This is a genomic window from Dietzia massiliensis (genome assembly GCF_018390595.1).
Classification (GTDB): domain Bacteria; phylum Actinomycetota; class Actinomycetes; order Mycobacteriales; family Mycobacteriaceae; genus Dietzia; species Dietzia massiliensis.
In genome coordinates, this window is the sequence record NZ_JAHBAV010000006.1 from 66,369 (window position 1) to 85,539 (window position 19,171).

The following is a 19,171-nucleotide window of genomic DNA, read 5'->3' on the forward strand; positions in this document are numbered from 1 at the left end:
CGACAAGACCACGGACGCACGCCGTCCGCACACCCGAGGCCCCACCGGGCATTCCGGGCCGAACCATGTGAGGAAGACCGATCATGCCGAAGATGAAGACCCACAAGGGCACCGCCAAGCGCTTCCGGAAGACCGGAACCGGCAAGCTGGTGCGCCAGCAGGCCAACCGCCGCCACATCATGGAGAAGAAGCCCACCAAGCGCACCCGTCGCCTCGACGGCCGCACGGACGTCGCCCCGGCCGACGTGCCCCGCATCAAGCGGCTCCTCGGGCTCTGAGCCCCTCCGACCTTCAGTAACTCCCGGTCGCCCCGTAGGCGACCGCCCCAGACCAGTGAGGATTGACCAGTGGCACGCGTGAAGAGGGCAGTCAACGCCCAGAAGAAGCGTCGGACCGTACTCGAGTCCACCAAGGGCTACCGTGGGCAGCGTTCACGGCTGTACCGCAAGGCCAAGGAGCAGATGCTCCACTCGATGACCTACAGCTACCGCGATCGTCGCGCGCGCAAGGGCGACTTCCGGAAGCTGTGGATCTCGCGGATCAACGCCGCGGCCCGCGCCAACGACATGACCTACAACCGCTTCGTCCAGGGCCTCAAGCTCGCCGGCGTCGAGGTGGACCGCAAGGTGCTCGCCGACCTCGCCGTCACGGACCCGGCCGCCTTCACGGCGCTGGTCGATGTCGCGCGCAAGGCCCTGCCGGCCGACGTCAACGCGCCGGCTGCCTGACACCCGCGACTTGACGAACACTCCGCCCGCAGAGGGCACGGGACGACCCGCGGATCCGTTCACCGAACGGACCCCGCGGGTCGTTTCCGCATCCAAGCTCCACCGAGCGGCGGCCCGGCGTAAGGCCGGCCGCCTCCTCGCCGAGGGCGCCAACTCCGTCGAGGCCGCGCTCGCCACCGGCGCCGCGATCGAGCTGTTCTGCACCGAGGCGGCGCTCGACCGGTTCGCCGACCTCGTCGACGCCGGCCGAGCCGCCGGCGTCGCGGTGTCCGTGGTGACCGACCGCGCCATCCGCGGCCTGTCCGACACCGTCACCCCGACCGGGATCGTCGCCGTGTGCCGCTCCGTCACGCGGCCGGCCGCCGACGCCACCGCGCCCGCCGCGGGGGCGGACGACGTGCCGGACACCGTCGCCTCGCCGCGCCTCGTCGCGGTCGGTCAGGGGCTGGCCGAGCCGGGCAACGTCGGCACCCTCATCCGTGTCGCGGACGCGCTCGGCGCCGACGCCGTGTGGCTCACGGAGGGGGCGGTGGACCCGGAGAACCCCAAGGCAGTGCGGGCGTCGGCCGGCAGTGTCTTCCACCTCCCCGTCGTCCGCGGCATCGCCGAGGACGACCTCGTCGGGCGCGCCCACCGGGCGGGACTGCAGGTCGCCGTCGCCGACGCCGGCGGAGAGGTCGACGTCGAACGCGCCGACGACGTGCTCGCCGCGCCCACCGCGTGGATCTTCGGCAACGAGGCCCACGGCGTGCCGGCCGACCTCGCCGCCGCCGCCGACCTGCGGGTCCGCATCCCCATCCGGGGTCGCGCCGAGAGCCTGAACATCGTCACGGCGGCGTCCATCTGTCTGCACACCAGCTCCCGGCTGCAGGCGGGATCGTGAGCGCCACGCTCACCGTCCGCGGAGTCGGTGCCTCCCGGGGAGCGCGCACGCTGTTCGACGGGCTTGACCTCGTCGTCGCCCCCGGTGACGTCTGGGGCCTGTCCGGGCCCAACGGCGCCGGCAAATCCACCCTGCTCCACGCGCTGGCCGGCGACCCGCTCGCCGAGATGACCGGACAGGTCACCGTCAGCCCGCCGGACGCCACGGTCGGCCTCCTCCGCCAGGAGGTGGAACGGGACGACGACGAGGTGGTGCGAGACTTCCTGCACCGCGTCACCGGTGTCGCGGACGCGCAGGTACGGATGGACGCGCTCGCGGAGCGGATGGCCGACTCCGACGCCGCCGCCGAGGCCTACGGGGACGCCCTCGAACGCTGGCTGGCGCTCGGCGGTGGCGACCTCGACGACCGGATCCCCGCCACCGCCGCCAGGCTCGGGCTCGACGCCGCCGTGACGGAACTGCCCATGACCGCGCTGTCGGGAGGGCAGGCCGCCCGCGTCAACCTCTGCGCCGTCCTGCTCAGCCAGTACGACGTCCTGCTCCTCGACGAGCCGACCAACGACCTCGACCTCGCGGGTCTGGCCGTCCTCGAGGAGTTCATGCGGTCCGAACGCCGCCCGATGGTCGTGGTCAGCCACGACCGCGAGTTCCTGTCCCGGTGCGTGACCGGCATCGTCGAACTCGACTCCGCCCAGCGGCAGATCACCGTGTTCGACGGGGGCTACGAGGCCTATCTCGCCGAGCGCGCGCTCGCGCGGCAGCGGGCCCGCGACGCCTACGAGGAGTACGCGGGCCGGGTCGACCAGCTCAAGGAGCGCGTGCAGACGCAGAAGACGTGGCTCGACAAGGGCGTGCGCAACGCGATGCGCAAGACCGGCGGCAAGGACGCCGAGCGAGATAAGCACATCCGCAACCGGGCCGGGCAGCGCTCGGAGAAGCAGGCCGCCAAGATCTCGCAGTCCGAGCGGGCGTTGGAGCGACTGGAGGTGGTCGAGGAGCCGCGCAAGGAGTGGGAGTTGCGGATGGAGATCGCCGCCGCACCCCGTTCCGGCGCGGTGGTGGCGGTGCTGACCGGCGCGGTGGTCCGGCGTGGCGACTTCGTGCTGGGGCCCGTCACCGTGCAGCTGGGGGCCGGCGACCGGGTCCTCGTCAGTGGGGCCAACGGCGCCGGCAAGTCCACGCTGCTGGCGGTGCTCACCGGCGCCTCGTCACCCGATGCGGGGCGCGCGACGATCGGGTCCGGCGTCCTGCCCGGCCGGGTCGACCAGGCGCGCTCGGAGTTCAGTGGCGGCGACACGCTGCTCGACACGTTCTGCGTGGCCGCCGACCCGGCCGGGCTCGACCCCACCGAGGCGAGGACCCTGCTGGCCAAGTTCGGGCTCGGCGGAGAGCACGTCGCGCGGGCCTGCGCCACGCTCTCACCGGGCGAGCGCACCCGCGCGGCGCTGGCGTTGCTCCAGCAGCGCGGGGTGAACCTGCTCGTCCTGGACGAGCCGACCAACCACCTGGACCTGCCCGCGATCGAGCAGCTCGAGCAGGCCGTGGACGCCTTCGACGGGACGGTCCTGCTGGTGACCCACGACCGGCGCATGCGGGACGCCTTCCGCGCGACCCGCGAGTTCGTGGTGGAGTCGGGGGCCGTTCGGGAGGTCAGGTGACGCACCCGGCCGGCGGGACCAGCTCGGAGCGCAAGCCGTCAGGATTGTCGCCGCCGCGGTGTGGGATCCGGCGAGGAGATGACGACGACGAGGAGCGCGGTGACCCGGCGCCGGGTCTGAGCCCTCGGACGAGCCGGCCCGGGCGGACCCGGGGGCGGTACGGAGATCGACTACCCTCGGAGCCCGAGGTGTGTCGGTCGCGAACGGCCGACGTGACGGGGAGGACGAGGGCACTGGTGAGCGAAGACACAGGCGCGGGCGAGGTCCGGATCGACGAGGAGTCACTGGCGGGCTACGCCGCCGCCGCCGAGGCGGCGTTCGCGGCAGCCGCCGACCTGGACGCGTTGGCCGCCGCCAAGACGGCGCATCTGGGTGACCGCAGCCCGATCGCCCTGGCGCGCCGGGGTCTGGGCGCACTACCCAAGGAGCAGAAGGCGTCGGCCGGCAAGGCCGTCAACGTCGCCCGCGGGCGCGTGCAGCAGGCCTACGACGCCCGCCTGGCCGAACTGCAGGCCGAGCGCGACGCCGCCGTCCTCGTGGCCGAGACGCTCGACCTCACGGTCCCGTCCGGGCGCGCCCCGGTGGGAGCCCAGCATCCCATCACGATCATCACCGAGCAGGTCGCGGACGTGTTCGTGGCGATGGGTTGGGAGATCACCGAGGGACCCGAGGTCGAGGCGGAGCACTACAACTTCGACGCGCTGAACTTCCTGCCCGACCACCCGGCGCGCACGCTGCAGGACACCTTCCACGTCGCGCCCGAGGGCAGCCGCCAGGTGCTGCGCACGCACACCTCCCCGGTGCAGATCCGCACGATGCTCGACCGCGAGCCGCCGATCTACGTGGCCTGCCCGGGCCGGACGTTCCGCACCGACGAACTCGACGCCACCCACACCCCGGTCTTCCACCAGGTCGAGGGCCTGGCGATCGACAAGGGGCTGACGATGGCCCACCTACGCGGCGCGCTCGACGCGTTCGCGCGTGCCCTGTTCGGGCCGGAGACCCGCACCCGCATGCGACCCAACTACTTCCCGTTCACCGAGCCCTCCGCCGAGGTGGACGTGTGGTTCCCCCGCAAGAAGGGCGGCGCCGGGTGGGTCGAGTGGGGCGGCTGCGGCATGGTCCACCCGAACGTCCTCACGGCCTGCGGGATCGACCCCGAGGAGTACTCGGGCTTCGCGTTCGGCATGGGCCTGGAGCGCACCCTGCAGTTCCGCAACGGTCTGTCGGACATGCGCGACATGGTCGAGGGCGACGTCCGCTTCTCCCTGCCCTTCGGCATCCGCGCCTGACGCGCCGCGCCCCCACCACACCAAGACGAAGGACCCCACAGTGCGAATTGCGCAGTCCTGGTTGACCGAGATCCTGCAGCGGGCCAACGACGGCTGGTCCGTGACCCCCGCCGAGCTCGACGCCGGGTTCGTCCGCGTCGGCCTCGAGGTGGAGGGCGAGCCGGAACAGCTCCCCGAGATCTCCGGCCCGCTCACGATCGGCCGGGTCTCGAGTATCGAGGAGCTCGAGGGCTTCAAGAAGCCCATCCGTTTCTGCCTGGTCGACGTGGGCGGGGACGAGCCACAGCAGATCGTGTGCGGCGCCCGGAACTTCGCCGAGGGCGATCTGGTCGTCGTCGCGCTCCCGGGCACGGTCCTGCCGGGCGGGTTCGAGATCGGTAAGCGTAAGACGTACGGCAGGCCCAGCGAGGGCATGATCTGTTCGGCGTCCGAGCTGGGCATCGGCTCCGATCACAGCGGGATCATCGTCCTGGCCCCCGGCACCGCCGAGCCGGGCGATCCCGCCGGGCCGGTGCTCGCCGCCGGTGCCGACGAGCGGGACACCGTCATCGAGCTCAACGTGACCCCCGACCGCGGATACTGCCTGTCGGCGCGCGGCCTGTCCCGCGAGCTCGCGTGTGGGTTCGACCTCGACTTCGCCGACCCCGCCGTCGAACTCGGGCTCCCGGCCGACGCCGAGACCTGGCCGCTGGAGGTGCTGCCGGAGTCGGGCGCCCGGCGGTTCGCGCTGCGTCGCGTGACGGGGATCGACCCGGCCGCGCGCACCCCGTGGTGGATGGCGCGCCGCCTGCTGCTGTCGGGCGTGCGGCCGATCTCGCCGGCCGTCGACGTGACCAACTACGTCATGCTCGAGCTCGGTCACCCGATGCACGCGTTCGACGCGGCGCGACTGCAGGGCGGACTCACCGTCCGGCGGGCGCGGGCGGGGGAGACCCTGGTGACCCTCGACGACGTCGAGCGGACGCTCGACCCCGAGGACGTCGTCATCTGCGACGACAGCGGGCCCGTCTCGATGGCCGGCGTCATGGGCGGGGCCTCGACCGAGGTCTCCGATCAGACGACCGATGTGCTGCTGGAGTCCGCCGTGTGGGACACCCTCGCCGTGTTCCGGACCATCCGCCGGCACAAGCTGCCGAGCGAGGCGGGCAAGCGCTATGAGCGCGGGGTCGACGCCGCCGCCTCGATCGCGGCCCTGGACCGCGCGGCGACCCTGCTCGCCGAGATCACCGGGGGCACCGTCGAGGACTCCCTCACCGATGTCGGTTCGGCGCCGGTCATGCCGACCATCGCGTTCGACCCGGACCGCCCCGCGCGCGTCGCCGGCGTCGGGTACCCGGCCGGGACCGCGCGGCGCCGGCTGGAGCAGATCGGTTGCACCGTCGCCGGTGACGACGCGGTGCTGCTCGAGGTGACGCCCCCGACCTGGCGTCCCGACCTCGCCCTGCCGGCGGACCTGGTCGAGGAGGTGCTGCGCCTCGAGGGGCTGGAGAACATCCCGTCGGTGCTGCCCACCGCGCCCGCGGGCCGGGGCCTCACCGCCGAGCAGCGTGGCCGCCGCGCCGTCGGGCACGCCCTGGCCGCGGCCGGGCACGTGGAGGTGCTGACGTCCCCGTTCTGTGATCCGTCGGTGTTCGACGACATGGGACTGGGTGACGACGACGAGCGCCGCAACACGATGTCCGTGGTCAACCCCCTCGAGAGCGACAAGTCGCACCTCGCGACCACGCTGCTGCCCTCATTGGTCGAGATCGCCCGCCGCAACATCACCCGGGGGACTCGCGATCTCGCGCTGTTCTCGGTCGCGCAGGTGTCGTTCCGTACGCTCACAACCGCGCCGGTGGAGATGCTGCCGGTCGACCGCGAGCCCACCCCGGAGGAGCGCGAGCGGCTGAGCGCCTCGCTGCCCGAGCAGCCGCTGCACGTCGCTGCGTTGTACACCGGCAAGCGCGAGCCGGCCGGGCACTTCGGCCCGGGCCGGGAGGCCGACGCCCTCGACGCGGTGGAGGCGGCGAGGATCGTCGGTCGTACGCTCGGTGCCGAGGTGCGTGTCCGGGCGGCGGAGTGCGCGCCCTGGCACCCGGGCCGCTGTGTGGAGGTGCTCGTCGACTCGGTCGTCGTCGGGCACGCCGGCGAACTGCACCCGGCGGCGTGCGAGCGACTCGGAGTGCCGGCCCGGACCTGCGCCGTGGAGCTCGACCTCACCGCGATCGGTGTCCGTGAGGTCCTGCCGGCCCCGACGATCTCGGCGTACCCGGCGGTGAACCAGGACGTCGCTCTCGTGGTGGACGCCTCGGTGCCAGCCGCGGACGTCGAGTCCGCGCTGCGCTCGGGGGGCGGGGAGTTGCTCGAGAGCGTGCGCCTGTTCGACGTCTACACCGGCGCCCAGCTCGGCGAGGGCCGCAAGTCCCTGGCGTATGCGCTGACGTTCCGCGCCGCCGACCGCACGCTCACCGAGGACGAGGCGAGCACCTGGCGCAGCGCGGCCGTCGAGGCCGCGGAGAAGGCCGTGGGGGCGGTTCTGCGTGGCTGACAGGGTCCGGGCACCGAGGGTGCTGTGCATCGCGGGCACCGACCCGTCCGGCGGCGCGGGTCTGCTCGCGGACGTCAAGGCGGTCGCCGCGATGGGCGGGTACGGGATGGGCGCCGTCACCGCGGTCACCGTGCAGAACACCGTCGGCGTCACCGGGGTGCACGCCGTGCCGCCCGAGACCGTCATCGCCCAGCTCGACGCCGTGGCCGATGACGTGGTGATCGACGCCGTCAAGATCGGCATGCTCGGTGAGGCGGGCCTCGTCGAGGCGGTCGGGGACTGGCTTCGTCGTCGTCGTCCCCCGCACGTCGTCCTCGACCCGGTCATGGTCGCCACCACCGGTGGCCGGCTCGCCAGCGAGGACGCCGCGCGCATGCTCCGTGACCTCGTCCCCCTCGCGGACCTGGTCACGCCCAACGTCCCCGAGCTCGCCGTCCTGTGCGGCGAGACGGGCGCCACGGACATCGAGACCATCGTCGGTCAGGCTGAACTCGTCCACGAGCAGACCGGCTGCGCGGTGCTCGCCACCACCGGTGACCTCGAGGACGGCAGCGCCGAGGACGTCCTCGTCGAGACCGATGGCGACCGGCGGACCACGCTCCGCCTGCCGTTCGTGCGGGTCGACACCCCGCACACGCACGGCACCGGTTGCTCGCTGTCCTCGGCCCTGGCCACCGCCCGGGTCGGCGCGCAGGACTGGGAGGCGGCCTACCGCCGCGTCCGGCCGTGGATGGACGGGGCGCTACACGGTGGGCTCGCACTCGAGGTGGGCCGTGGATCCGGGCCGCTCGACCACACCTGGTTCCTGCACCGCTGAGCGTCTCCCCGGGGGCGTCCCGGACGTCGGGCATGGTTGCTCGGCCCGCGCGCGGCCGCGTGGGTGTCGTACACGTGTGCGAATATCCGTTCCGACTGACAGCCGAGACGACCAGGAGCAGACCATGAACGCCTCACGCGACGCCGCCCGGCCACCCGAGAAGGCGCTGGACCGGGTGCGGAAACTCTTCGCCAAGGCCGAGAGCGTGGCCGGCACGCCGGAGGCGGACGTCCTCCTCGAGCGCGCCTACGCACTGCTCGCCAAGTACGGCGTCGACGAGGCGCTGGCGCGCACGGGTCCCGACACCACCGCAGCGGAGGTGACCGTCCTCGATCACGTGGTCTCCGGCAGGTATCAGCCCGATCAGGTGGGCCTCGTCGCCGCACTCGCGTCGGCGATGCACTGCCGGGCCGTCACCGCCGTGCGCGGGGACAACACGCGCGTCGTCCACATCGTCGGGGTCCGGCGGCACGTCGAGCGGGTGGGCATGCTCGCCGGTGCGTTGACCGGGGTGATGCTCGCCGCGGCGGCCCGACAGCGCCCGGCGCCCGGCGTCTCCGCCGTCACCCACCGCAAGTCGTTCATGACCGGGTTCGCCTTCGAGGTCGGCCGGCGGCTGGAAGCCGCGAAGCAGGGCGCAGTCGCCGAGAGCCGGGACGCGGCCGGGGCGGGGATCGTCCTCCGGTCGGACGCCCAGCGGGCGGACGCGGAGCTGCGCCGCCGGTTCCCGACAGCGGTGCGCGGCACCCGCCGACGGGTCGGTATGTCCGGAATAGAGGAGGGGCGCCGGGTGGGCGGCTCGGTGGACCTGGGGCAGCGGCGGTTCGCGGGGGGACGGCGACAGCTGGGGGCCTGACCCCCACGTGCAAAAGATTGCAACGTCGTGCATACTCGTGCGTATGGCAATCAAGGTAGCGGTCGCAGGTGCTTCGGGATACGCGGGAGGGGAGTTCCTCCGCCTCATCCTGGGACACCCGGCCTACGTGTCGGGTGAGCTCGAGCTGGGCGCCCTGTCCGCCGGATCGAACGCCGGGCAGACGCTGGGTGAGCATCACCCGCACCTGCTGCCGCTCGCCGACCGGGTCCTGGCGGAGACCGACGCGCAGTCCCTCGCGGGCCACGACGTGGTGGTGCTCGGCCTGCCCCACGGGCACTCCGCGGAGATCGCCGAGCAGCTGGGTCCGGACGTCCTCGTCGTCGACCTGGGCGCGGACTTCCGGCTCTCCAGCGCCGAGGACTGGACGGGCTACTACGGTTCCGAGCACGCCGGGTCGTGGCCGTACGGGCTCCCCGAACTGCCGGGGGCGCGCGAGGCGCTGCGGACCACCCGCCGTGTCGCCGTGCCCGGGTGCTTTCCCACCGGGGCCACACTCGCGCTGTTCCCGGCCGTCGCGGCGAAGCTGATCGACGCCTCGGCCATCACGATCGTCTCCGTCACCGGCGCGTCCGGCGCGGGCAAGTCCGCCAAGGTCCCCATGCTGGCCTCGGAGGTCATGGGCTCGGTCAAGGCGTACGGCGTCACCACCCACCGGCACACCCCGGAGATCCTCCAGAACCTCCGGTCGGTCACCGACGAGCAGGTGTCGTTGAGCTTCACTCCGGTTCTCGCGCCCATGGCACGCGGCATCCTCACCACCGCCGTGGCCCCCACCACGGCCGGCGCCGCCGAGCTGCGCGGGGTCTACGCGGAGGCGTTCGACGACGAGCCGTTCGTCCACGTCCTGCCCGCAGGCGTGCAGCCCATGACCGCCTCCGTTCTCGGCTCCAACGCCGTGCAGCTGGGCATCGAGGTGGACGAGCGCGCGGGCCGCGCGGTGTTCACCGCCGCGATCGACAACCTCGCCAAGGGCACCGCCGGCGGGGCGATCCAGTCGATGAACCTCGCGCTCGGCCTGCCCGAGACGGACGGGCTCAGCACGGTCGGTCTCGCCCCGTGACGGACGTCGGACCGGTCGGCGCGGACGGCGCCGTCCCGGGCGAGGACTTCCACGGCCTCGTCCGTCGGACGTACATCGACGATCCCGGGAGCGTGTCCTGGTGGGCGCCTGTCGGCACCGCGGCCCGGCTCGACATCACCGCGCCGGGCGTGTCCGAGGCCGCGCTGGCCGGCGAACTCCAGTGGAGCGCGCGCTGCGCACAGGTCCCCGCCACCCGCGCCGTGGTGTTGATCGGAGATGCCGGCGCCGGGGACACGGCCGCCGACTTCACCGCCGCGCACCTCGTCGCCGAGAGCGTCGCCGAGTCGCTGGCCGCGGCGTCCGGGACGCAGGTCGGCCCGATCGAGGTCCTCGTCTTCCGGCCGGACACCGAGTACTCGCCGCTGCCCGAGCCGGTGCCCACCGCCGACGGCGTCGAGTTCCGGTTCCGGCACCGCGGCGGCGCCGACGTCCATCTCGCCCTGACCATCCCCGACCAGCCCGGAGAGGCCTGACATGACCACAGCGATGAACGACGGGTCCACCGAGCTGACACCGTTCGTCCGCGCGCGCGTCCTCGCCGAGGCGCTGCCGTGGCTGCAGAAGTTCCACAACAAGATCGTCGTGGTGAAGTACGGCGGCAACGCGATGATCGACGACGAGCTCAAGAAGGCCTTCGCCGCCGACATGGTCTTCCTGCGCACCTGCGGCCTCAAGCCCGTCGTGGTCCACGGCGGGGGCCCGCAGATCACGTCGATGCTCGCGCGGCTCGGGATGGAGGGGGAGTTCCGCGGCGGGTTCCGGGTCACCACCCCCGAGGTGATGGACGTGGTGCGGATGGTGCTGTTCGGGCAGGTCGGGCGTGAACTCGTCGGCCTGATCAACGCGCACGGTCCGTACGCGGTCGGCATCTCCGGCGAGGACGCCGGCCTGTTCACCGCCGTCCGGCGTACCGCGATGGTCGACGGTCGGCCCACCGACATCGGGCTCGTCGGCGACGTCGAATCCGTCGACCCGCGCGCGGTGCTCGACCTCATCGAGGCCGGGCGGATCCCCGTGGTCTCGACCATCGCCCCCGATGCCGACGGGACCGTTCACAACATCAATGCCGACTCCGCCGCGGGTGCGCTCGCCTCGGCCCTGGAGGCGGAGAAGCTCGTCGTTCTCACCGACGTCGAGGGGCTGTACACGGACTGGCCCGACCGTTCCTCGCTGGTGACCCATCTGGGCACCCGGCCCCTGGAGCGCCTGCTCCCGTCACTGGAGAGCGGGATGGTGCCCAAGATGGAGGCCTGCCTGCGCGCCGTGCAGGGCGGCGTGCGCGCCGCCCACGTCATCGACGGCCGTGTCGAGCACTCCGTGCTGCTGGAGATCCTCACCGAGGGCGGCATCGGGACGATGGTGACCGAGGGCGATCACGAGACCCGGATACCGGCAGGAGACAACGCGTGAGCGAGAAGACCATTCCCACCCTCACCTCGAGGTGGGACACCGCCCTGATGCGCAACTACGGCACCCCGCCGCTCGCACTGGTCTCGGGACGCGGTGTCACCGTCGTCGGTGCCGACGGCCGCGAGTACACCGACCTCCTCGGCGGTATCGCGGTCAACTCGCTCGGCCACGCGCATCCCGCGATCGTCGACGCGGTCGGCCGGCAGGTCGCCGAGCTGGGGCACGTGTCGAACCTGTACGTGCACCCGACGGTCGTCGAGCTCGCGGAGCGGCTCGAGGCCCTGCTGGCGGTGGACGAGCCGGTGCGGGCGTTCTTCTGCAACTCGGGCGCCGAGGCCAACGAGGCCGCGTTCAAGATCGCCCGTCGCACCGGGCGTTCGCGGATCCTCGCCGCCGAGAACGGCTTCCACGGTCGGACCATGGGCGCGCTGGCGATGACCGGTCAGCCCGCCAAACGCGAACCGTTCGAGCCGATGCCGGCCGGTGTCGAGTTCTATCCGTACGGCGACATCGACGCCCTCACCGCACTGGTGGAGAAGGCCCCCGCTGACACCGCCGCCGTGATCCTCGAGCCGCTGCAGGGCGAGGGCGGCGTCGTCGAACCGCCGGAGGGCTTCCTCGCCGACGTCCGCGCGTTGTGCACGGAGCACGGCGTCCTCATGATCGTCGACGAGGTCCAGACCGGGATCGCCCGGACCGGCGCGATGTTCGCCTCCCGCAAGGCGGGGGTGGTGCCCGACGTGATCACCCTCGCCAAGGGGCTCGGCGGCGGGCTGCCGATCGGGGCGTGCCTCGGGATCGGCTCGGCCGGTGAGCTGCTCACCGTAGGCCAGCACGGGACGACCTTCGGAGGTAATCCGGTCTCGTGCGCCGCCGCGCTCGCCGTGCTCGACACGATCGAGTCCGACGACCTCGTGGCGCACGTCGACCGGCTCGGCAAGGTCATCGCCGCGGAGATCGAGTGCCTCGACCATCCGCTGATCGACCACGTGCGGGGACGGGGGCTGCTGCTCGGCATTGTGCTCACCGCCCCGGTGGCCAAGTCCGTGGAGGAGGCCGCGCGGAGGGCCGGCTATCTCGTAGGGGCCACGACCGCCGACGTCGTCCGGCTCGCCCCGCCGCTCATCCTCACCGAGGGGCAGGCCGCCGAGTTCGTCTCCGCCTTGCCCGCGATCCTCGACGCCGCGTCCCAGAAGGAGTCCTCGTCATGACCGGTGCGCCCGCGCCCTCCCGCTCGGTACGCCACTTCCTGCGCGACGACGACCTGAGCCCCGGCGAACAGGCCGCCGTCCTGGACCTCGCGCTGCAGCTCAAGGCCGAGCCGTTCTCCGCGCGCCCGCTGGAGGGCCCCCGCTCCGTCGCCGTCATCTTCGACAAGACGTCGACGCGGACCCGTTTCTCCTTCGACGCCGGGATCGCGCAACTGGGCGGCAACCCGATCGTCGTCGAGTCCGGTTCCACCCAGATGGGCAAGGGCGAGACGCTGGAGGACACCGCGAGGGTGATGTCCCGCTACGTCGAGGCGATCGTGTGGCGGACGTACTCCCAGGACGGGCTCGTCGAGCTCGCCGCGCACTCGGACGTCCCGGTCGTCAACGCCCTGAGCGACGAGTTCCACCCCTGCCAGATCCTCGCGGACCTCCTCACGATCCGGGAGACCTTCGGCCGCACGGCGGGCCTGCGAGCCGTGTACCTCGGCGACGGGGCCAACAACATGGGCCACTCCTACCTGCTCGGGTTCGCCACGGCCGGCATCCACATCACCATCGCCGCTCCCGACGGGTACCAGCCCTCCGGTCAGGTGGTGGCAGACGCCGAGCGGATCGCGGAGACCACCGGCGGATCGGTCCACATCACCACCGACGTCGACTCGGCGGTCGAGGGAGCCGACGTACTCATCACCGACACCTGGGTGTCGATGGGCATGGAGGACTCCGCGACCGACCGCCTGCGCGACCTGGCCGACTACCGGCTCGGCCAGGAAGCGGTGGACCGGGCCTCCGACGACGTGATCGTCCTGCACTGCCTGCCCGCGTACCGGGGCAAGGAGATCTCCGCCGACGTCATCGACGGACCCCGCAGCCGGGTGTTCGACGAGGCGGAGAATCGGCTCCACGCCCAGAAGGCACTGCTCGTCTGGCTCCTGGAGCGGGCGTGACCTCGGTCGGCGCCGTGAGTCGGACGGTGCGGCACGCCCGGATCACCGAAATCCTCCGGCGCCGCCCGGTCCGCAGCCAGACCGAGCTCGCCGAGGCACTGGCCGAGGAGGGCATCGCGGTCGCGGTGGCCACCCTCAGCCGTGATCTGGACGAGCTCGGTGCCGTCAAGCTCCGCGCCGCGGACGGGGGAGCGGGCCGCTACGTCATCCCGGAGGACGGGAGCCACGTCCCGGGCATCCCCGGGGGCACCGACCGACTGGCCAAGCTGCTCGGCGAGCTACTCGTGTCCGCCGATCACAGCGGCAACATCGCGGTTCTGCGCACCCCACCGGGGGCCGCCAACTTCCTCGCCAGCGCCCTGGACCGCGCCAACCCGGACGACGTCGTCGGCACCATCGCCGGGGATGACACCATATTCGTGATGGCCCGCGAACCCGTCTCCGGAGCAGAGCTCGCGAACCGACTCGCCGCGCTGGCCCGACGCCAGCTCTGACCGGGCGCCCCGCACACCCAGACCCACAGACCCACAGCACACACCAAGGAGAACACCATGTCCGATCGCGTCGTCCTCGCCTACTCCGGCGGACTCGACACCTCCGTCGCCATCAGCTGGATCGGCAAGGAGACCGGTGCCGAGGTCGTCGCCGTCGCCATCGACCTCGGCCAGGGTGGCGAGGACATGGACGTCGTGCGCCAGCGCGCGCTGGACTGCGGCGCCGTCGAGTCGATCGTCGTGGACGCCCGCGACGAGTTCGCCGAGGAGTACTGCGCCCCCACCATCAAGGCCAACGGTCTCTACATGCGGCAGTACCCCCTGGTGTCGGCGATCTCCCGTCCCCTCATCGTCAAGCACCTCGTCACCGCGGCGAAGATGCACGGCGGCACGTCCGTGGCGCACGGCTGCACCGGCAAGGGCAACGACCAGGTCCGCTTCGAGGTCGGCTTCGGCGCGTTGGCACCGGATCTCGACGTGATCGCGCCGGTCCGCGACTACGCGTGGACCCGCGAGAAGGCGATCGAGTTCGCCGAGAAGAACGAGATCCCGATCAACGTCACCAAGAAGTCGCCGTTCTCGATCGACCAGAACGTGTGGGGCCGCGCCGTGGAGACCGGCTTCCTCGAGGACCTGTGGAACGCCCCCACCAAGGACGTCTACGACTACACCGAGGACCCGACCATCAACTTCGCCGCCCCCGACGAGGTCACCGTGACCTTCTCCGAGGGCGTGCCGGTCGCCATCGACGGTCGCAAGGTCACCGTCCTCGAGGCGATCGAGGAGCTCAATCGCCGCGGTGGCGCGCAGGGCGTGGGCCGTCTCGACATGGTCGAGGACCGGTTGGTGGGCATCAAGAGCCGTGAGGTGTACGAGGCGCCGGGCGCGATGATCCTCATCACCGCCCACAAGGCCCTCGAGGACGTCACCCTCGAGCGTGAGCTCGCCCGCTACAAGTCCGGCGTCTCGGACGAGTGGTCGAACGCGGTCTACGACGGCCTGTGGTTCTCGCCCCTGAAGTACGCGCTGGACGCCTTCATCGACAACACCCAGCAGCACGTGTCGGGCGACATCCGGATGGTCCTGCACGGCGGGTCGATCACCGTCAACGGCCGCCGCTCCGACTCCTCGCTGTACGACTTCAACCTCGCGACCTACGACGAGGGCGACTCGTTCGACCAGAGCTACGCGAAGGGTTTCGTCAACCTGCACGGCCTGAGCTCCAAGATCGCCGCCAAGCGGGACCTGGGCCTGTGAGTGCCGAACAGAGCGACCGCGGGCGGACGGCCGGGGACGACAGGCACGGCACCAACACCGGCGCCCTGTGGGGCGGCCGGTTCGCGGGCGGTCCGGCGGAAGCCATGGCCGCGCTGAGCAAGTCCACCCATTTCGACTGGGAGCTGGCACCGTACGACATCCGGGCGTCCAAGGCGCACGCCCGGGTGCTGCACCGGGCGGGTCTGCTCACCGGCCCGGATCTGGACGCGATGCTCGACGGCCTGGATCGGCTCGCCGCGGACGTCGACTCCGGCGCGTTCGTCCCGGCCGAGTCGGACGAGGACGTCCACGGCGCCCTCGAACGCGGGCTGATCGACCGGGTCGGTGCCGAGGTCGGTGGACGACTGCGGGCCGGCCGCTCACGCAACGACCAGGTCGCCACCCTCTTCCGCATGTGGCTCCGCGATGCCGTCCGCGCGGTGGCGGCGGGCGTGCTCGATGTGGTCGACGCGCTCGTCGCGCAGGCCGACGCCCACCCGGAGACGGTCATGCCGGGCAAGACCCACTTCCAGGCCGCCCAGCCGGTGCTGCTCTCTCATCAGCTGCTCGCGCACGCGCAGCCGCTGCTGCGCGATCTCGACCGGATCCGTGATCTCGACCGCCGGCTGGCGGTGTCGCCGTACGGTTCGGGCGCACTGGCCGGGTCCTCGCTCGGGTTGGACCCGGACGCGATCGCCGCGGAGCTGGGGTTCGACCGTGCGGCGGACAACTCGATCGACGCCACGAGTTCGAGGGACTTCGCGGCCGAGGCGTCCTATGTCCTCGCGCAGATCGCGGTCGACCTCTCCCGTCTGGCGGAGGAGATCATCGCCTGGTCGACTCCCGAGTTCGGGTACGTCACGCTCGCCGACGAGTGGTCGACCGGCAGCTCGATCATGCCGCAGAAGAAGAACCCGGACGTCGCCGAGCTGATGCGCGGTAAGACGGGGCGGCTCATCGGCAACCTCACCGGGCTGCTCGCGACCCTCAAGGCGCAGCCGTTGGCCTACAACCGGGACCTGCAGGAGGACAAGGAGCCAGTTTTCGACTCCGTCGCGCAGCTCGACCTGCTCCTGCCGGCGATGGCAGGGCTCGTCGGCACCCTCGAATTCCATCCCGAGCGACTCGCCGAGCTCGCGCCCGCCGGGTACACGCTGGCGACGGACATCGCCGAGTGGATGGTCCGCCGGGGCGTCCCGTTCCGGGTCGCCCACGAGGCGGCCGGTGAGTGCGTGCGGGTGGCCGAGGGCCGCGGGGTGGGACTGGACGAGTTGGACGACGACGAGTTGGCGGCCGTGGACCCCACGCTCACGCCCGAGGTCCGCGAGATCCTCACGGTGACCGGCTCGGTCGCGTCGAGGAACGCCCGTGGCGGGACCGCGGGGGAGGCCGTGGCGGAGCAACGCCGACGGTTGGGCGAGGTCCGTGACCAGTTCGCCGCGTGGGTAGGGTGAGACGCATGTCCGTCATCGACGCACGTCTGCTCGGGATCCTCGCCTGTCCCGAGGACAAGGGCCCCCTCCTCCTGGTCGACGGGGAGACGCTGTACAACCCGCGACTGCGCCGGGCCTACCGGATCGACGACGGCATCCCCGTCCTGCTGGTCGACGAATCCCGGCAGGTCGACGACGCCGAACACGCGGACCTCGTCGCCCGGTCGGGCGGCGCGCACACGGAGTGAGTCCACTGGCGGGCGCGTCCGGAGCCGACCGCGACGCCGCGGGTGACTACACCACGGGTGACTACGACACGGGTGGCGAGGGGTTCCGGGCGTTGCTGCGCGAGTCGTCCCCGGACGAGGCGGCGCGGTCGCTTCTCGGCGGGATCCTCACGCACGACACGGTCTCGGTGCGGGTCATGGAGGTCGAGGCGTACGGTGGGCCCGCCGACTCGGCGTTCCCTGACGCGGCGGCCCACACGTGGCCGGGTCGCACGGCTCGCAACGAGGTGATGTTCGGCGACGCCGGTCATTTGTACGTGTACCTGAGCCACGGGTTGCATCAGTGCGTGAACATCACCTGCCGACCTCAGGGTGAGGGAGGGGGTGTGCTCCTGCGGGCGGCCCGCGTCGTGGGCGGCCATGAGACAGTGGAAACCCGCCGGCCCGGCATCCCGGCGGAGCGCGCCGCCCGCGGTCCCGGCAACCTCGGACGCACGCTCGGCATTGATCTGTCGTTGCGGGGCACCGACGTGTTGGACCCCTCGTCGTCGATCAGGTTCCGACCCGAGCCGGTTCCTGACGACCACATCCGCTCGGGTCCGCGCGTCGGGGTCTCTCGCGAGGCGGACCGCCCTTGGCGGTTCTGGCTCGCCGGCGCGCGGGAGGTCTCCGCCTACCGGCGGAGCCCGCGCGCCCCGCAGGTCACCCGCCCCGTGGTGGGCGGTCGCACGGATGGGGGACAATGACGGTCGTGACCAACAACATCCTCGATGAACTGCAGTGGCGTGGGCTGATCGCCCAGTCGACCGACCTGGACGCGCTGCGCTCCCACCTCGACGCGGGGACGGTCTCGCTCTACTGCGGGTTCGACCCGACCGGTCCGAGCCTGCACGCCGGGCACCTCATCCCGTTGCTGACCCTGCGCAGGTTCCAGCTGGCCGGGCACCGGCCCATCGTCCTCGCCGGCGGCGCCACCGGGATGATCGGCGACCCCCGCGAGGTGGGGGAGCGGGTCATGAACACCTCCGACACCGTCGCGGAGTGGACCGAGCGGATCGCCGGCCAGTTGGAGCTGTTCGTCGACCTCACCGAGGGACCCACTGGTGCGCGGATCGTGAACAACATGCAGTGGACCGGGCACATGACGGTCATCGAATTCCTGCGCGACGTCGGCAAGCACTTCTCGCTCAACACGATGCTCGGACGCGACACGGTCAAGCGTCGCCTCGAGGGCGAGGGCATCTCGTTCACCGAGTTCTCCTACATGCTGCTCCAGGCGAACGACTTCCTGCAGCTGCGCCGCAACATGGGGTGCACACTGCAGCTCGGTGGGTCCGACCAGTGGGGGAACATCATCGGCGGTGTCGACCTCAACCGGCGGGTGGACGGCGAGACGGTCCACGCCATGACGGTCCCTCTCGTGACGTCCGCCGACGGCAAGAAGTTCGGCAAGTCCACCGGAGGTGGCAGCCTGTGGCTGGACCCGTCCATGACGAGCCCGTACGCCTGGTACCAGTACTTCCTCAACACCGCCGACGCCGACGTCGTGCGCTACCTGCGGTGGTTCTCCTTCCTCGGGCGTGAGGAGATCGACGAGCTCGAGGCGTTGACCCGCGACAAGCCCCACCTGCGTGCGGCGCAGAAGCGCCTCGCCGAGGAGATGACGACGCTCGTGCACGGCGTGGCCGCGACGGAATCCGTCCAGGCCGCCGCGCAGGCCCTGTTCGGCCGCGGCGAGCTCGGCGGGCTCGACGAGGCGACGCTCGCAGCGGCGCTCGAGGACGCCGGCGCGGTGGAGATCGCCCCGGGCAGCCCGACGACCATCGTCGACCTGCTCGTGGCCTCCGGTTTGAGCGAGAGCAAGGGTGCTGCCCGGCGTGCTGTCGGTGAGGGAGGTGCGTACGTCAACAACGAGCGGGTCTCGGACCCCGAGTGGACGCCGTCTTCCGGCGATCTCCTCCACGGCGGATGGTTGGTCCTGCGGCGTGGCAAGAAGAGCTTCGCGGGCGTCCGCATCAGCTGATCCGCCCCTGCCTACGACGATGGCGTCGGCTCGTGCCGACGCCATCGTCCGTTAGCGGGGTTGGCCTGCGGGTTTGCGTTTCCGTTCACGCCTGCGTAACTTATTGGACGTCGCCGAGAGCGGCCCGGACCGAGAGGCCCGAGCCGCCCGAGGAGACAGGCGCCAGCAAGTGGGAGCGCCGAGCCGGTTTGACACGGTGGAGCGGGACCGCTAGCTTGGAGGAGTTGCCTCGAAAGGGGCGGCGATCGCCCCGCGAGACGGTGGCTGAGGCTGCTGGTGAGCGGTGTGTGGGTGTTGTTTGAG

At 71.8% G+C, this 19,171-nt stretch carries 19 protein-coding genes; all 19 read left to right on the plus strand.

The window, feature by feature from the left end:
- Positions 1-83: 83 nt before the first annotated feature.
- On the plus strand, positions 84-278 hold the full coding sequence (gene rpmI, locus KHA85_RS02990) for a 50S ribosomal protein L35 (RefSeq protein WP_007630819.1): 195 nt from the start codon (positions 84-86) through the stop codon (positions 276-278).
- A 69-nt stretch (positions 279-347) separates the two neighbouring features.
- Positions 348-728: a 50S ribosomal protein L20 gene (gene rplT / locus KHA85_RS02995; protein WP_131886584.1), complete on the plus strand. Its 381-nt coding sequence runs from the start codon at positions 348-350 to the stop codon at positions 726-728.
- Positions 729-738: 10 nt separating this feature from the next.
- On the plus strand, positions 739-1,611 hold the full coding sequence (locus tag KHA85_RS03000) for a TrmH family RNA methyltransferase (protein ID WP_236885080.1): 873 nt from the start codon (positions 739-741) through the stop codon (positions 1,609-1,611).
- On the plus strand, positions 1,608-3,269 hold the full coding sequence (locus KHA85_RS03005) for an ABC-F family ATP-binding cassette domain-containing protein (RefSeq protein WP_213184755.1): 1,662 nt from the start codon (positions 1,608-1,610) through the stop codon (positions 3,267-3,269). The genes KHA85_RS03000 and KHA85_RS03005 overlap by 4 nt, the downstream gene beginning before the upstream one ends.
- Positions 3,270-3,505: 236 nt before the next feature.
- Positions 3,506-4,561, plus strand: coding sequence for a phenylalanine--tRNA ligase subunit alpha (gene pheS, locus KHA85_RS03010; RefSeq protein ID WP_213184756.1), 1,056 nt, complete (start codon positions 3,506-3,508; stop codon positions 4,559-4,561).
- Between the two features lie 40 nt (positions 4,562-4,601).
- Entirely contained in the window at positions 4,602-7,091 is a 2,490-nt protein-coding gene (gene pheT / locus KHA85_RS03015) for a phenylalanine--tRNA ligase subunit beta (protein ID WP_213184757.1), read from the plus strand.
- Entirely contained in the window at positions 7,084-7,908 is an 825-nt protein-coding gene (thiD, locus tag KHA85_RS03020; protein ID WP_243699819.1) for a bifunctional hydroxymethylpyrimidine kinase/phosphomethylpyrimidine kinase, read from the plus strand. The genes pheT and thiD overlap by 8 nt, the downstream gene beginning before the upstream one ends.
- Positions 7,909-8,032: 124 nt before the next feature.
- A complete protein-coding gene (locus KHA85_RS03025; RefSeq protein WP_213184758.1) occupies positions 8,033-8,764 on the plus strand; it encodes a DUF2786 domain-containing protein in 732 nt (243 codons plus the stop codon).
- Between the two features lie 43 nt (positions 8,765-8,807).
- The gene (argC, locus tag KHA85_RS03030) at positions 8,808-9,845 is read left to right on the plus strand and encodes an N-acetyl-gamma-glutamyl-phosphate reductase (RefSeq protein WP_213184759.1); all 1,038 of its coding nucleotides are present in this window, start codon (positions 8,808-8,810) and stop codon (positions 9,843-9,845) included.
- Positions 9,842-10,339 carry a hypothetical protein gene (locus tag KHA85_RS03035; RefSeq protein ID WP_213184760.1) on the plus strand — a complete coding sequence of 166 codons (498 nt, stop codon included), beginning with the start codon at positions 9,842-9,844 and terminating at the stop codon, positions 10,337-10,339. The genes argC and KHA85_RS03035 overlap by 4 nt, the downstream gene beginning before the upstream one ends.
- Before the next feature lies 1 nt (position 10,340).
- The gene (gene argB / locus KHA85_RS03040) at positions 10,341-11,276 is read left to right on the plus strand and encodes an acetylglutamate kinase (protein ID WP_213184761.1); all 936 of its coding nucleotides are present in this window, start codon (positions 10,341-10,343) and stop codon (positions 11,274-11,276) included.
- A complete protein-coding gene (locus tag KHA85_RS03045) occupies positions 11,273-12,487 on the plus strand; it encodes an acetylornithine transaminase (RefSeq protein WP_213184762.1) in 1,215 nt (404 codons plus the stop codon). Before argB ends, KHA85_RS03045 begins: the two co-directional genes overlap by 4 nt.
- On the plus strand, positions 12,484-13,434 hold the full coding sequence (gene argF / locus KHA85_RS03050) for an ornithine carbamoyltransferase (RefSeq protein ID WP_213184763.1): 951 nt from the start codon (positions 12,484-12,486) through the stop codon (positions 13,432-13,434). The genes KHA85_RS03045 and argF overlap by 4 nt, the downstream gene beginning before the upstream one ends.
- Positions 13,431-13,928: an arginine repressor gene (locus KHA85_RS03055; protein ID WP_007627021.1), complete on the plus strand. Its 498-nt coding sequence runs from the start codon at positions 13,431-13,433 to the stop codon at positions 13,926-13,928. Before argF ends, KHA85_RS03055 begins: the two co-directional genes overlap by 4 nt.
- A gap of 57 nt (positions 13,929-13,985) precedes the next feature.
- The gene (locus KHA85_RS03060) at positions 13,986-15,185 is read left to right on the plus strand and encodes an argininosuccinate synthase (protein WP_007627020.1); all 1,200 of its coding nucleotides are present in this window, start codon (positions 13,986-13,988) and stop codon (positions 15,183-15,185) included.
- Complete coding sequence (gene argH, locus KHA85_RS03065; RefSeq protein WP_213184764.1) at positions 15,182-16,639, plus strand: argininosuccinate lyase; 1,458 nt, start codon at positions 15,182-15,184, stop codon at positions 16,637-16,639. The genes KHA85_RS03060 and argH overlap by 4 nt, the downstream gene beginning before the upstream one ends.
- Positions 16,640-16,644: 5 nt before the next feature.
- Positions 16,645-16,866 (plus strand): Trm112 family protein, encoded by a 222-nt coding sequence (locus tag KHA85_RS03070; protein ID WP_213184765.1) that lies wholly within the window; start codon positions 16,645-16,647, stop codon positions 16,864-16,866.
- Positions 16,863-17,591, plus strand: coding sequence for a DNA-3-methyladenine glycosylase (locus KHA85_RS03075; RefSeq protein WP_308936839.1), 729 nt, complete (start codon positions 16,863-16,865; stop codon positions 17,589-17,591). The genes KHA85_RS03070 and KHA85_RS03075 overlap by 4 nt, the downstream gene beginning before the upstream one ends.
- Positions 17,592-17,596: 5 nt before the next feature.
- Complete coding sequence (gene tyrS, locus KHA85_RS03080) at positions 17,597-18,868, plus strand: tyrosine--tRNA ligase (protein WP_308936840.1); 1,272 nt, start codon at positions 17,597-17,599, stop codon at positions 18,866-18,868.
- Positions 18,869-19,171 lie beyond the last annotated feature (303 nt).

Excerpts from the sequence above, each read along its gene's own strand:
- KHA85_RS03025 (WP_213184758.1), top strand. The coding sequence starts at position 8,033 with ATGAACGCCTCACGCGACGCCGCCCGGCCACCCGAGAAGGCGCTGGAC.
- argF (WP_213184763.1), top strand. The coding sequence starts at position 12,484 with ATGACCGGTGCGCCCGCGCCCTCCCGCTCGGTACGCCACTTCCTGCGC.
- KHA85_RS03070 (WP_213184765.1), top strand. The coding sequence starts at position 16,645 with ATGTCCGTCATCGACGCACGTCTGCTCGGGATCCTCGCCTGTCCCGAG.
- rpmI (WP_007630819.1), top strand. The coding sequence starts at position 84 with ATGCCGAAGATGAAGACCCACAAGGGCACCGCCAAGCGCTTCCGGAAG.
- KHA85_RS03060 (WP_007627020.1), top strand. The coding sequence starts at position 13,986 with ATGTCCGATCGCGTCGTCCTCGCCTACTCCGGCGGACTCGACACCTCC.
- argC (WP_213184759.1), top strand. The coding sequence starts at position 8,808 with ATGGCAATCAAGGTAGCGGTCGCAGGTGCTTCGGGATACGCGGGAGGG.
- argB (WP_213184761.1), top strand. The coding sequence starts at position 10,341 with ATGACCACAGCGATGAACGACGGGTCCACCGAGCTGACACCGTTCGTC.